Here is a 14,307-nt window from a genome sequence, read left to right as displayed (position 1 = left end):
ATCTGTTAAATCGGTTACATTAATTGACAGCAATTAAATTGCGCACAATTCATTTTTCATCTGCAAGGAGATAGTGACATGGCAACTGTAACTCTGGCTGGCAATCCGGTAACTGTGAACGGCAACTTCCCACAAGCTGGCGCGGTAGCCAAACCGTTTGCTCTGGTTAACAAAGAACTGGCGGATGTGTCACTGGCCGCGTTTGCCGGTAAACGTAAAGTACTGAACATTTTCCCAAGCGTCGACACCTCCGTTTGTGCCGCCTCTGTGCGTCGTTTTAACGAAGCGGCCAGCAAACTGGAAAACACCGTCGTGCTGTGTATCTCTGCCGATCTACCGTTTGCACAGGCTCGTTTCTGCGGCGCTGAAGGTCTGGATAATGTCGTGACCCTTTCCACCCTGCGTGGCGCTGAATTCAAGCAGGCTTACGGTGTTGATATTACCGATGGCGTGCTGGCTGGTCTGACCGCACGTGCGGTTGTCGTGCTGGACGAAGCCGATAAAGTACTGCATGCCGAGCTGGTGACAGAAATCACTCACGAACCTGATTACGATGCCGCACTGAAAGTGCTGGCATAATTTCCGGTAGACAGATCTCTGCGGCGCCGTGTCTGAAACGTGACAACCCAGTCAGACACGGCACTGTCACCACAACCCTCTCGGCTCTGTCACCCACAGCCTGTCTTGCTATACTGCATATACAACTCCATCCCACATAGCGAACCCGTCTATGCTCTATCTGTATGCCCCTGATCAACAGGATCACTACCATCGTCTGTTACAAGAAGCGCTCCCTGACTGGTCGATTGCTTGCTGGCCGCAGGAAGTCAATGCAGAAGCCGTCACCCACGTGGTGGCCTGGAAGCCTCCAGTCGCCTTCTTTCAGCGTTTTCCAAATCTGCAGGTTATTTTCACGCTGGGTGCGGGCGTTGATAAATTTCTGCACCGTGATGATATTCCGGAACACGTGACCCTCATTCGCCTTACCGATGCCGGCATGGCACAACAAATGACGGAATATGCTCTGTATGGTCTGTTGCACTACCAACGACAAATGGATATCTATCGTCAGCAACAGCAGGTAGGTGTTTGGCAGCCGCAACCGACCCGACTGGCCAAACAGACCCGGGTCACGATCCTAGGGTTAGGTCAGTTGGGAATGCAGGTTGCACAAAATCTGGCTCGCTTGGGTTATCCGGTCAGTGGCTGGAGTCGTCAGGCCAGAAGCATCGAACATGTACATTGTGTCCATGGCTGCGACGCACTGGATCGCTTATTACCTGAAACCGATGTTCTGTTCAGCATATTACCTGCCACCGATGAAACCCAGCATTTACTGGATGCCAGACGTCTGGCGTTATTACCCAAAAACGCCGCCTTGATTAATGCCGGGCGCGGTACATTGATTGATCAGGAAGCACTCCTCAATCTGCTCAATCAGCAACATCTGCGCTTTGTGTTGCTCGATGTCTTTGCCGAAGAACCACTGCCTGCCGAGCACCCATTCTGGCAGCATCCGTCGGTGCTGATCACTCCACATATTGCTGCTGACACCATTCCGGAAGAGGCGGTCGCCCAGATTGCGGCCAACATGCAGCTATTGGCCAACGGGTTACCCGTACCCGGGCAGGTCGATCGACATCGCGGTTATTGAACGACTACAAAAGAAGATAGAGCAGGCAGGGAAAATGCCTTATATTCGCTGCGCAATTTCAATCCCCATCCCAGATTTAATTGAGTGGAGAACAAGCGATGGAAAATCAGTGGGCACTTTGCCATGTAGACAGTTCCTTTGACGCATCCTTACTTGGTAATAAAGGGAGCCAGTGGCACTGGTTTCATCAGCGAGATGATCTGATTGAATACCTGCTGAATGATTACATTTACCTGCTGGCCGATACCGGGGAACTCGACGAAGATCAGACCGAAAATGCACGTGCTCGTTTTGAATTGCTCATTGAGCAAAGCCGGCATGATCAGGAACTCATGGAACAATTAAATGATCTGACTGAGAGTCTGCGCCGTATTGTCTGGTTCGGTACTCTGGCGCAACTGGCCGAGATCGATGATGAATTTGCCAACGCGCTGCGCAGCTATTTCTGGGATGACTACGGTGACAATGAAGACGATCCTGAAGCCGCCGTGCCGGAAGAGTTATGGCCGGAATTCACCGACATCATTGATGAGTTCTTGATTGAAGGCGAATATTGCTGATCACACATCAGGTAGCCATTTATCCACTAATTTCCTGGAAAATGGCTATCCCCTGCCATACTTAGATCAAGGCAACACCTTACAGAGCACGAGTACAGAATAACAAATAGAAATAATAACTATATGTTATCGCACATGATGATTCATAAGGATTTTATCCATGAAGCTCAACCTTCATCTGCGTCTGTCACTGCTCGTCGCTCTGTTCGTTACACTGGTAACGATGGCAGGGTCTTATCGTTTTTATCATTTTGCTTATAACCGCGAACAGGCCCGCAGCCAGCAGGCCATCTCACAATTAATCACTACCGTCCTCAAAACCGCAGAAATTGCAGCATACACTGGTAATAAACTGATTGCTGAGGATGTCTTAAACGGTTTGTCACAGAATAAGCTCATCCACAGTGTCACCATCAAAACAGATCAATATATTCTGCAAGACGGACAAACGAACAGCTCAGCTTTTCCCGCTATCACACGATCACTCTATTCGCCGTTTGGAAAAAGAGAATATGTTGGCAGCCTAATCGTCACCCCTGATCAGGAATTTGTGCAGCAACAGGCGCAAGATACGGCGTTAGAAATGAGTGTTTTCACCTTTTTTATCGTCATACTGACACTGCTGTTTCTTATCATGGTGATCTGGCTGTTTATCACACGGCCGGTCAGCCAGCTCACGGCAGAGCTGCATCATATTCATCCGGGTGATGCAAAACGACTACTCATTCCGCAACTGCTACAGGAAACAGAGCTAGAAACCTTCTCGCAAACCGTGAATCAATTGCTGGATCAGGTGCAACAACAAATTTACGATGAAAAAAAATTACGAGATCGACTGGAACTCACCGCTAATAATTTTCGCACGGTGTTTGAGCTTTCGATCAATGCGCTTGCGATCACTGACAGAGCGTTGAATCTGCTGGCTTATAATCCCTCTTTCCAGAAGATGATCGCATCGACATCATCACAACCACATTTACTCCACACCGCAGAATGGATCAGTCTGCTGGTCAAAAATCCTGACGAATTTATGGAAAAAATAGCCACCATTCTGGAGGAAAAAAGCGATACCAGCTTTGACGTCAAATTGTTATCGCAGGGAAATGGGCTGCGCCGCTGGGTGAGCGTCACAGCGAAAGAGGCCATCAATGACGCTGGTGAAAATGTGATTTTGTTCTTTATCAATGATATCACTCGTCAGCATGAAGCACTTAACGCCTCAAAACATGAAGCGAGCCATGATCATCTGACCCATCTGAAAAATCGCCGGGTTGCCGAACAGCAAATGGATCAAATGATTCAGGCAGCCAGCAAAAATTATCAACCGATCGCCTTAATCGTGATCGACTTGGATGGTTTCAAAAGCGTTAATGACATCGAAGGTCATGATGCGGGAGACAAAGTCTTGATTGAAGTCGCCAACCGGTTAAGCCTGTTGACCCGAAAAACCGATATTGTCGCGCGTTGGGGCGGTGATGAGTTTGTGCTTGCCCTTGCCGATGCGACGCAAGACATTGCCAGATTACTGGCCCAACGCTTTTTGCAGAAAATCAGTGAACCGATCGACATTGGCAAAGGGAAAACCGCCAACGTCGGTGCCAGCATCGGTATTGCCATCTGTCCGGAACATGCAGCCACATTTACGAGTGCTTTTGAATGTGCCGATCTGGCCATGTATCAGGTAAAACAAGGTGGGAAACGGGGAATTAGGGTTTATGACCCGCAAAGTACGCTGTCATTATGAAGAGCCCAAACCGCTTGTCTGGGCTCCTCACCCGATTTAGCGAATAGTGCCGGTCGTCAGATTAACCGTACCGCTTTTTTGTACCGGAATATTGGGCAGAAATGCCCCCACATCCACGGCCGCTTTCACCGCATAAGGCACTTCCTGTTGCAGAGGATTACTTAACAAGGTATTGGCCAGCGACAGCCCATTGACCAGATCAGCCACCGCTTCGATCTCTACATCCTGCTCGCCGTGTGCAGGAATGGTCGGTTGGTTCTGCGAATTGCCAGAAACAACCGGCTGACCGGATAATGCGACGGTATAATTAATACCGTGGATCGGTAACGGGATCGCATTCGGATTCTGAACATGCAGACCAATCAGAAAACGCAGATTTAACCCCTGCCCCGGCATGACCTTCACCGAATTGACAGCCACCGACGGCGCTTCCAATTTGGGCTGCAACGCCGCACACCCTGTCAACGTTAATGCTATGGCTGTCAACACACAGCGGTACCACTTCAGCATACTACAACTCCTGATGTTACTTCTTTCGGGTTAATTCCCGTGGAACGGGTCAATTTATTTTTACGATAAAGCCTTGGTCACTAAAGCCAGTTCATCTTCCGACAACGGTAATTTCAATGCGGCCTGATGTCCGGCATCTGACATTTTGCGCCATGTTTTCTGTAAAATATCAATCAACTTGGCTTCGTCATGTGCCTTGGCAAATTCCGAAAAATAAAACTGCAGGAATACCAGACAAATGACATCTTCCAGCGTCTGGCTTTCGTCATCACTTTTCAACTTCTCTTTTTTCAGTAACGCCGCAACCCGATCGCACATCACCGAGTCGTACCCCTCCGCTTGCATGATTTCACCGGCGCGGATGGCATGACGTTCTTTGAGCTCACTGCGCCATTGCAAATATCCTTTGCGATCCAGCGGATAAAGCTCACGCGGTAACAACCAGCGCTCGATATGCTGGCTACGGGCCGCCAGTTGCAGGGCTTCTGATGCATGCGGACAAAAATGCCGTAACATCTCGCTCATCCGGCGGGCATACAACACCTCATAAGCCACCTCAAGACCATTCTCATCCCGCTCCTGACGAGGGTCATTTGCATTCGCCTGATCAAATGCGGCAATCGTACGAATAAAACGCGATTCAGAGTTCATTTCAGCAGACATAACATTCTTCTCATCTGGCGATAACATTCTTTTAAATAGTAACGTATCTTGCCCACTTCACCTACTCCCGTCTCAGGCTGGAATTGGTGTAATTACGGGATTTTTCGCTGCTATAACCGCCGTTTTGTGGCATAGTGTTGCGCCATTATTGGTCGTGGCCCTTTTCTAAGGAAAACCTCGGGATGAAACGCAAAATCCTTCTGACTGACTGCCCTGATGCTCAGGGACTGATCGCGAAAATTACTTATATTTGTTACAAACACCAGCTGAATATCATCAAGAACGATGAGTTTGTTGATCATACCCACGGTCGCTTTTTCATGCGTACCGAACTGGAAGGTCGTTTCAATGATGAAACACTGCTGGGTGATTTGGATGATACCCTGCCGCAAGGTGCGAGCCGTCGTTTAGTTCCAGTCGGGAAAAAACGCGTCGTCATCATGGTTACCAAAGAAGCGCATTGTCTGGGTGATATCCTGATCAAATGCTATGAAGGTGCCTTGAATCTGGATGTAGTCGCAGTCATTGGTAACTACGATGTATTGGCAGATCTGACGGCCAAATTTAATATTCCATTTCATCATGTCAGCCATGAAGGCTTAAGCCGTGAAGAACACGAAGCCCAAATGCGTGCCATCATCGATGAATATGCGCCCGAATATGTGGTGCTGGCAAAATATATGCGGGTGCTGACACCTGAGTTTGTCGCTGCTTATCCTTATCGCATCATCAACATTCATCATTCATTCCTGCCCGCCTTCATCGGTGCTCGTCCGTATCAGCAGGCCTTTGACCGAGGTGTGAAAATCATCGGGGCGACCGCGCATTTTGTTACCAACGATCTGGACGAAGGTCCGATCATCGAACAGGGTGTGATCCGGGTTGACCATAACTTCTCTGCCGAGGACATGGCCAAAGCCGGCCGGGATGGGGAACGTTCCGTGCTCAATCAGGCACTCACTGCAGTATCAGAAGAGCGCGTCTTTGTTTACGGCAACAAAACCGTCGTATTCAAATAACAGCTGCTGGTCTTCAACAAATAAAAGGGCGACATAACTGTCGCCCTTTGTATTTTCCATGGCGTCACATGCATTACATGCTATGGATTTGGAGCACTCATCGGAATAAGTTTGTCATTGGCAGTCAATGCACCACCTCTGAGTAACAAGTGACTGCTAACGCCTTTGCTATCGGCCTTTACAAATCCTTGCTGACGAAGCTGATCGAGCTGTTGTCGCATATCGGCAGGTAACGCCGTTAAGGCATTGGTTTCTGCCGAAATCGACAGATCGCCCTGCAACATAAACTTCAGCGGATCCGGTGTCGCGGCGGCGCGTGCGCGGATCAATTGCTCCACCTCAAATGGCAGCGATGCTAAATAACCGCTGGCTGTGACCCTGCCCTGATTCAATTTCATCTGACAATTAGCCAAATCAAGTCGTAATACTTTGGACGTAATCTTATTCAGGCTTTTCATGACCTGTACGAAGTCGGGTTGCTCTGCACGCATCTCCTGCACCAGTTCTTCAACCCCCTGTTTGTTCAACCCGCTAAAAACCAGACCGAACGACAAGTCATTCAAATGGAAATGTTCTTGGGGCGAATCAAACAGAAATTTATCCAGTGCAATGTTGTGTTTCATATTTAGTAAGGGACTCGTTTCAGCCAAAACCTCATACATCACCGAATCAAATTGCAGTTTACCCATGTCCACCTTCAGATCAGGCGCAGACAGTCGAAAACCATTTAGTATCATATGACCTTCAGGCGCGATCAAAATACCTGAAAAGTTACGGATCAATGAGTTACCTTCGATCGGTAACACCTCAAAACCGTTTTGCAGTGATTGGCTAAAAACAACTTTGAGTCCTCTCCAGCCATAATCGAGTTCAAGCTCATCATTGATATCCCCTTTGAGAGATACCTCGGCCGCACCGACATCAACTGATTGATGTGGTTGATTGATCGACCAATGATCCATGCTCAGTCGCATTTTAAAAGCCTGCGTCAATGCGGAGTATTTCCAGGTAAAGGCAATCGGCAATTCCGCCGGGATCGATTTTTGTTTCACCAGTTCACTGGCGGTGCCGCGTGACATATCCAGTGCCGCATTGCCACTCACCATAAAAGGAAACATGGAATTGGACACATTAATGAAAAGCTGCACAGGTTCATCGTTCCGCTTTGGCAAAGGTGCCGCCGCCCGTTCTTTGGCCCGTTCCAAGGAGCGAGGATCATCAATGTTTATCGGCCCCGCCTCGGCATTGCTTCGCATATGCTGATTAAATATCACGACATGCAACACGCCATTTCGGGTAAAAGGCCAGGAGGATTTAGGATACCAACTGGCTTTCATCACATTACTGCGGTTGATATTTTCCAGGCTGAGCTGGATGTATTCGTCCATTTTCTGGGCGGTATACCAACTGGCACCAATGGCAGACACCACAATTGCCAGCAACAAGCCAACAACCGTGAGCATAATTTTTGAACCCATGACGTGATCCTTCTTATTCTGAAGCTGTCCGTAACCCCGATATTTCTACATCACATCCCAACATTCACAGCAGTGGGCTAAACAGATAAAACACATTTTCCAGCATTCGTTGTTTCCACGGGCGATGCTGCCAATCGGCCAACTGAAGCCGATGTCCCTGGTGAATATAATCTTGCTGCAACTCTTTAAGCATAGTGGCAAAAGCATGATCATCAATCAGCAACGTGGCTTCAAAATTCAGCCATAAACTACGCCGATCCAGGTTCACCGTCCCAATTAGTGCCAGGGCATCATCGACCAATACACTCTTGGTGTGTAATAACCCCTTTTGGAAGCGATAGATTTCAACACCGGAAACCAATAACTCTTCCAGAAAGGCATTACTGGCAAAGTTAACCATTCGGGAATCATTCCGCTCAGGAATAATCAACTGCACCGACACCCCTCGCGCCGCAGCCGATTGCAATGCCGCGACCAACGGGTCATCCGGTACAAAATAGGGGGTCGTCAGCACCAGATTCTTTTCAGCCTGATAGATTGCCTGTAGCAGGATCTGCTGAATACAATCCCCCCCGACGAACGGCCCCGACGGGATCAGTTGCACATGATGCCCCTCTTCGATCCAGTATTCCGGTTTGTGTTCACGGGCGTCAAGTAGTCGCTCTCCGGTTTCCATCTCCCAGTCACGAATAAATAATGACCAGATCACTGAAACCACCGGTCCCATGACACGAACCATGACATCAATCCATTGCCCCACGCCGCTGGACTGCTTAAAAAGTGCCGGATCAACCAGATTCATGGAGCCTGTATACGCAATTTTCTCGTCAATGATGACCAGTTTACGATGCATCCTAAGATCTTGACGGTGTAACGGTATCCGCCAGGTTTTGACCGGTAATACCTCAACCACCCTGACGCCCGCATCCAATAACCGGGTTGGCCACTCCGTATCAAAAAAGTCGTCACTCCCCACTGAATCCAGCAAAATCCGGCAATCCACTCCGCGTTGTACGGCTTGCATCAGGGCTTCAGCGACGACATCAGCCCTGCCGCCCGGTTGCCAGATATAAAATTCCAGGTAACAGGTGTACTGCGCCTGCTGAATATCACTAATAAGTTGATCGAGGATGGCCTCCGGCTTGGAAAGCAACATGATGCGGTTACCACCCAGCAGGGGCATACCCAGCCTTGATTTGATAAGGGCAACCAGCGGATTGGCCTTAGCCGAAGGAACAACCGGTTGTTCAGAAAAACCCGCAACCAGACGCTGTAACCAAGTGATATAGGGACGATACATGGCCTGCGCCAATTTGGCACGTCGCCGTCCCAGCTTCACCTCGCCCAGGATCAGATAAGCCGAAATTCCCACAATCGGAATGGCCAGAATTAATGAGAGCCAAGCCAGCGAAACCCCGATCGGACGACGTTTCATAATGACGCGAAAGACAACAACAACTACCACGATGACATAAAAACCAAACGCCAGAAAACCCAGCAAGTCGTACAACACATCCAGCAGGTTCATCTGAGTTTTCATTTCATTATCCTTATCACTTAGACGCTGGTGTGAGCTGCAACGAATGATATGATGAGCCTGCATTCAGGTTATTTGATAAGGCGATATCATGTTGCATGCTCTTCTGTTGACTCTGTCTCTTAGCAGCCAGGCTGGCGGCCCTATCGACATTACGGAACAAGAACTCACCCGCTATGTAAATCAAAATGCAAAATATCAACAACAATACGGCTTACCCGGCCTGTTTGATGTAGATGTTAATATCGACTCAATGCAAGTGTTGCTTGGCCGACAAAAAGCCGGGATGGCACAAGTACAAAGCAACGGCCACTTTACTCTTAGTTTACCCGGTAAACCGGCAGTCGATGGAACAATCAGCGCTGATTTTGAAGCAAAACCGCGATATCAGATACAAAGTGGTGCAGTCTATCTCGACAATTTCACCCTCACGCATTATCAAATCAAACCCACCGAAGTACAGGAAGAGTTTGCACCGTTAGTCGGTTATCTGGTGCAGGGGTTGCAAAGCCGGCTGGCTCAACAACCGGCCTATGTCCTTAATACACATGACAAAGATCAACGCTGGCTGAAACAGCATGTCACCCGCTTTGAACTTCTACCGGGCAAGTTGCGATTACACACAGATGTCCATAAAACAGGAGCGGCACAATGAATCCTGTTTCACGATTCGTGATGCCCACTTTGTTACGCAGAGTCATACTGTTGACGCTGTTCCTTGCTGGTTGCCAAAGTCAGATAGAATCACCACCCCACTATTCATCAGGGCTCAGCGATCCGGTTTATACGCGTACCGCACTCTATGACCAATACAAGGCCTGGAAGGGCGTACCTTATCGAGATGGCGGCGAAAGCCGCAGAGGGGTAGATTGTTCCGGCTTTGTCCAACTGACATTCCGTCAGCAATTTGCCATGCAGTTACCCCGCGATACCGGTAGTCAGGCACAACTCGGCCATGCAATTTCCAGCCGACAATTACGCCCCGGCGATCTGGTCTTTTTCAATATCGGCAAACGCACTCGCCATGTGGGTGTGATGGTGGAAAAAAACAGATTCCTGCACGCCTCCACCACAAAAGGCGTCATGATTTCTGATCTGAATCAACCCTACTGGCAACGTAGTTACTGGCAGGCCCGCCGTCTGTCGCAATAGAGTTAACGTCGAATACTCAGTTCTCGAAAATAAAAAGATTCAGAAATAAAAAAGCCGCTCTTTGATGAGCGGCTTTTTATATACCTTGACCGATTACCCGATAAACACGCGCGCATTACGGAACATGCGCAGCCATGGGCTGTTTTCACCCCATTCATCCGGATGCCATGAGTTGGCAACGGTACGCATGACACGTTCCGGATGCGGCATCATGATCGTGACGCGACCATCGGTGGTAGTCAGACCGGTAATACCTGCAGGTGAACCATTCGGGTTGAACGGATAACGTTCTGTTGCAACACCGTAGTGATCCACAAAACGTACCGCGACAGTGCCACTGTTCTGGATAGCAGACAGATGGTCAGCATCGCGAACTTCTACTCGGCCTTCACCATGTGAAACGGCGATCGGCATACGGGAACCAGCCATGCCCTGGAAGAATACAGATGGTGACTGTTGCACTTCGACCAGACTGAAACGGGCTTCAAAACGTTCAGATTCATTGCGAACGAAACGTGGCCACAGATCAGCCCCCGGGATCAGCTCGCGCAGGTTTGACATCATCTGACAACCGTTACAGATCCCCAATGCAAAGGTGTCATTGCGATGGAAGAAACTCTGGAACGCATCGCGCGCACGGCTGTTAAACAACACCGATTTTGCCCAACCTTCACCGGCACCCAGCACGTCACCATAAGAGAAGCCACCGCACGCGGCCAGCCCCTGGAATTCAGCCAGATCCAAACGACCTTCGAGGATATCGCTCATGTGCACGTCAATCGCACTGAAACCAGCACGATCAAACGCCGCCGCCATTTCGCTCTGCGAGTTCACGCCCTGTTCACGCAGGATAGCCACTTTCGGATAAGCTCGTTTGGCAATAAACGGCGCTGCGACATCCTGATTCAGATCGAAGGTCAGATTTACATTCAGACCCGGATCATTCACATCCTGTTTGGCCTGATGTTCGCTGTCAGCACAAGCCGGGTTATCGCGCATCCGTTGCATCAGATGTGTGGTTTCCGCCCAGATTTTACGGAAATAAACACGAGGCTCTGACATCACGATTTGATCGTTACGAGTAAAGCACAGTGTATCTTTCTGGTTCAGGGTACCAATCACATAGGCATTGGCTGCCAGGCCGTGTCCGGCCAGCGTGGTCAGGATCTCTTCCTTCTCTTCACGACGCACCTGGATCACTGCACCCAGCTCTTCGTTGAACAAGACGGCCAGATCATCGGTAGCCAGCTGATCCAGCTGTACACTGATCCCTGTTTTACCGGCAAAGGCCATTTCCGCCAGAGTGACAAACAGACCACCGTCGGAACGGTCGTGGTAAGCCAGCAATTTGCGTTCAGCAACCAATGTCTGCATCGCGTTGAAGAAGCCTTTCAGCTGAGATGGACACTCAACATCCGGCGCCTTATCACCCAGCTGTTTGTAAACCTGCGCCAGACAAGAAGCCCCCAGACGATTTTTACCATTACCCAAATCAATAAAGATCAGGTCGGTTTCGCCTTTATCGGTACGCAGTTGCGGTGTGACGGTGTTACGCACATCATCCACACGGGCAAAGGCAGAGATAATCAGTGACAACGGAGCAATCACTTCTTTTTGTTCATCATCTTGCTGCCAGCGGGTTTTCATCGACATAGAGTCTTTACCAACCGGTACAGTCAGTTCCAGCTCAGGGCACAACTCTTCACCCACCGCTTTAACTGCGGCGTAAAGACCGGCATCTTCGCCCGGATGACCCGCTGCAGCCATCCAGTTTGCAGACAGCTTAACGCGTTTCATTTCACCGATTTGTGCAGAAGCAATGTTGGTCAGTGATTCCGCGACTGCCATACGGGCAGATGCAGCATGATCCAGCAATGCCAGTGGTGTGCGTTCACCCATTGACATCGCTTCACCGGCATAAGTGTCGTAAGACGCCGCCGTTACCGCGCAATCCGCTACCGGGATCTGCCAAGGGCCAACCATCTGGTCACGAGCAACCAGACCAGTTACGGTACGGTCACCAATGGTGATCAGGAAGGTTTTTTCCGCAACGGTCGGCAGACGCATCACACGTTCCGCTGCATCTTTCACCGTTACACCAGTAAGATCCAATGGCTTACCCTGAACCTGCAGACTGGTCACATCCCGATGCATCTTAGGTGCTTTACCCAGCAACACATCCAGCGGCAAATCGATCGGTTTATTGTCAAAATGACTGTCTTGCAGTGTCAGGTGTTGTGCTGCTGTCGCTTCACCAATTACTGCATATTGAGCTCGTTCACGACGGCACAAATCTTCAAACAATGGCAGCTGATCCGCCGCCACAGCCAGAACATAACGTTCCTGCGATTCGTTACACCAAATTTCCAGCGGGGTCATGCCCGGTTCATCATTCGGGATGGCACGCAGTGAGAAATTACCGCCACGGCCACCATCGTTCACCAGCTCAGGCATCGCGTTTGACAACCCGCCTGCACCCACGTCGTGGATAAACAGGATCGGATTGTGTTCACCCATCTGCCAGCAACGATCAATGACTTCCTGGCAACGACGTTCCATTTCCGGGTTTTCACGTTGTACTGATGCAAAATCCAGATCTTCGGCTGACTGACCAGAGGTCATGGAAGAGGCAGCACCACCGCCCAGACCGATATTCATCGCCGGGCCACCCAGCACCACCAGTTTCGCGCCGACAGAAATTTCACCTTTCTGCACATGCTCGCCGCGAATATTACCTAAACCACCCGCCAGCATGATTGGCTTGTGATAACCACGGATCTCTTCACCATTGTGGCTCGACACTTTTTCTTCATAGGTACGGAAGTAACCCAGAATGTTCGGACGACCAAACTCGTTGTTAAAGGCAGCGCTCCCCAGTGGGCCATCAATCATGATGTCCAGTGCGCTGACAATACGACTTGGCTTTCCAAAATCCGTTTCCCATGGTTGACGATGCCCCGGGATCTGCAGGTTAGAGACGGTGAAACCACTCAAGCCCGCTTTTGGTTTGGAACCACGACCGGTCGCACCTTCGTCACGAATTTCACCACCAGAGCCAGTTGCGGCACCTGGGAACGGAGAAATCGCAGTCGGATGGTTGTGGGTTTCCACTTTCATCAGGATGTGAATCGGCTCCTGATGATATTGATATTCACCGGTTTCCGGGCTTGGGAAGAAGCGACCCGCTTCACTGCCCACCATCACCGCCGCATTGTCTTTATACGCAGACAGTACATAGTCGTTGTGCTGCTCAAACGTATTTTTGATCATCTTGAACAGGGATTTATCCTGTTTCTGACCATCAATCGTCCAGTCAGCATTAAAAATCTTATGACGGCAGTGCTCAGAGTTAGCCTGCGCAAACATATAAAGCTCAATATCGTTCGGGTTGCGACCCAGCTTTTTGAAGCTTTCCAGCAGATAGTCAATTTCATCTTCTGCCAGTGCCAGACCCAGTTCGATGTTGGCTTTCACCAGAGCATCACGGCCCCCCGTCAGTACATCAATTGATGTCAGTGGGCGTGGTTCGTGGTGAGCAAACAGTGCCGTAGCTGCATTCAGATCGGCAAACACACTTTCCATCATCCGGTCATGCAACAGTGCGGCAATGGTTTGCTGCTGTTCCGCCGTTAACGCATCTGCCGTAATGTAATAGGCAATGCCACGTTCCAGACGGCTGATTTGTTTCAGACCACAGTTGTGTGCAATGTTTGTTGCTTTCGATGACCAGGGGGAGATAGTACCAGGGCGGGGAGTAACCAGAACCAGCAAGCCTGTCGGCGTATGTTCTGCGATAGTCGGGCCATAGGTTAACAATTTTTCCAGTATTACCCGTTCCGCCTCCGAGAGGGGAGCCGAGACATCGGCAAAGTGCATATATTCGGCATAGACATCATGCACAGGTAAGGATTTTTCAGCAAATGCATCCTTCAATTTGCTGATACGAAACTCGGATAGCGCAGGCGCACCTCGTAAGATTTCCATGTTGCC

At 49.7% G+C, this 14,307-nt stretch carries 12 protein-coding genes; 7 read left to right on the top strand and 5 right to left on the bottom strand.

Going from position 1 to position 14,307, the window contains the following annotated elements:
* Window positions 1-78 precede the first annotated feature (78 nt).
* From tpx to H027_RS0111645, 4 genes are all read left to right on the top strand, one after another.
* Window positions 79-579, top strand: coding sequence for a thiol peroxidase (gene tpx, locus H027_RS0111660; protein ID WP_024872638.1), 501 nt, complete (start codon window positions 79-81; stop codon window positions 577-579).
* A 151-nt stretch (window positions 580-730) separates the two neighbouring features.
* Complete coding sequence (locus tag H027_RS0111655; protein WP_024872637.1) at window positions 731-1,654, top strand: 2-hydroxyacid dehydrogenase; 924 nt, start codon at window positions 731-733, stop codon at window positions 1,652-1,654.
* Between the two features lie 98 nt (window positions 1,655-1,752).
* Window positions 1,753-2,214 (top strand): hypothetical protein, encoded by a 462-nt coding sequence (locus H027_RS0111650; RefSeq protein ID WP_024872636.1) that lies wholly within the window; start codon window positions 1,753-1,755, stop codon window positions 2,212-2,214.
* 160 nt (window positions 2,215-2,374) lie between these two features.
* Window positions 2,375-3,958: a sensor domain-containing diguanylate cyclase gene (locus H027_RS0111645; RefSeq protein ID WP_024872635.1), complete on the top strand. Its 1,584-nt coding sequence runs from the start codon at window positions 2,375-2,377 to the stop codon at window positions 3,956-3,958.
* Between the two features lie 36 nt (window positions 3,959-3,994).
* On the opposite strand, the gene H027_RS0111640 is transcribed toward H027_RS0111645, so the two are convergent.
* Window positions 3,995-4,468, bottom strand: a complete 474-nt coding sequence (locus H027_RS0111640; RefSeq protein ID WP_024872634.1) for an LEA/WHy family protein — start codon at window positions 4,466-4,468, stop codon at window positions 3,995-3,997.
* A gap of 60 nt (window positions 4,469-4,528) precedes the next feature.
* On the bottom strand, window positions 4,529-5,131 hold the full coding sequence (locus H027_RS0111635) for a DUF4202 domain-containing protein (RefSeq protein ID WP_081741484.1): 603 nt from the start codon (window positions 5,129-5,131) through the stop codon (window positions 4,529-4,531).
* A 182-nt stretch (window positions 5,132-5,313) separates the two neighbouring features.
* Between H027_RS0111635 and purU the strand changes: the two genes are divergently transcribed.
* The gene (purU, locus tag H027_RS0111630) at window positions 5,314-6,150 is read left to right on the top strand and encodes a formyltetrahydrofolate deformylase (protein ID WP_024872632.1); all 837 of its coding nucleotides are present in this window, start codon (window positions 5,314-5,316) and stop codon (window positions 6,148-6,150) included.
* Window positions 6,151-6,230: 80 nt separating this feature from the next.
* Here the strand turns inward: purU and H027_RS0111625 are convergent, their stop codons facing one another.
* Together H027_RS0111625 and cls are read right to left on the bottom strand one after the other, a co-directional pair.
* Entirely contained in the window at window positions 6,231-7,628 is a 1,398-nt protein-coding gene (locus H027_RS0111625) for a DUF945 family protein (protein WP_024872631.1), read from the bottom strand.
* Between the two features lie 64 nt (window positions 7,629-7,692).
* A complete protein-coding gene (cls, locus tag H027_RS0111620) occupies window positions 7,693-9,168 on the bottom strand; it encodes a cardiolipin synthase (protein WP_237657948.1) in 1,476 nt (491 codons plus the stop codon).
* 88 nt (window positions 9,169-9,256) lie between these two features.
* On the opposite strand from cls, the gene H027_RS0111615 reads away from it, so the two are divergent.
* Both H027_RS0111615 and H027_RS0111610 read left to right on the top strand, forming a co-directional pair.
* Window positions 9,257-9,820, top strand: a complete 564-nt coding sequence (locus H027_RS0111615; RefSeq protein ID WP_024872629.1) for a YceB family lipoprotein — start codon at window positions 9,257-9,259, stop codon at window positions 9,818-9,820.
* Complete coding sequence (locus tag H027_RS0111610) at window positions 9,817-10,317, top strand: NlpC/P60 family protein (protein WP_081741483.1); 501 nt, start codon at window positions 9,817-9,819, stop codon at window positions 10,315-10,317. The genes H027_RS0111615 and H027_RS0111610 overlap by 4 nt, the downstream gene beginning before the upstream one ends.
* A 93-nt stretch (window positions 10,318-10,410) precedes the next feature.
* On the opposite strand, the gene purL is transcribed toward H027_RS0111610, so the two are convergent.
* Window positions 10,411-14,301, bottom strand: coding sequence for a phosphoribosylformylglycinamidine synthase (purL, locus tag H027_RS0111605; protein ID WP_024872627.1), 3,891 nt, complete (start codon window positions 14,299-14,301; stop codon window positions 10,411-10,413).
* Window positions 14,302-14,307 lie beyond the last annotated feature (6 nt).

It is taken from the genome of Tolumonas lignilytica, assembly GCF_000527035.1.
Lineage (GTDB): Bacteria > Pseudomonadota > Gammaproteobacteria > Enterobacterales > Aeromonadaceae > Tolumonas > Tolumonas lignilytica.
This window is presented reverse-complemented; position numbering and strand designations above follow the sequence as displayed.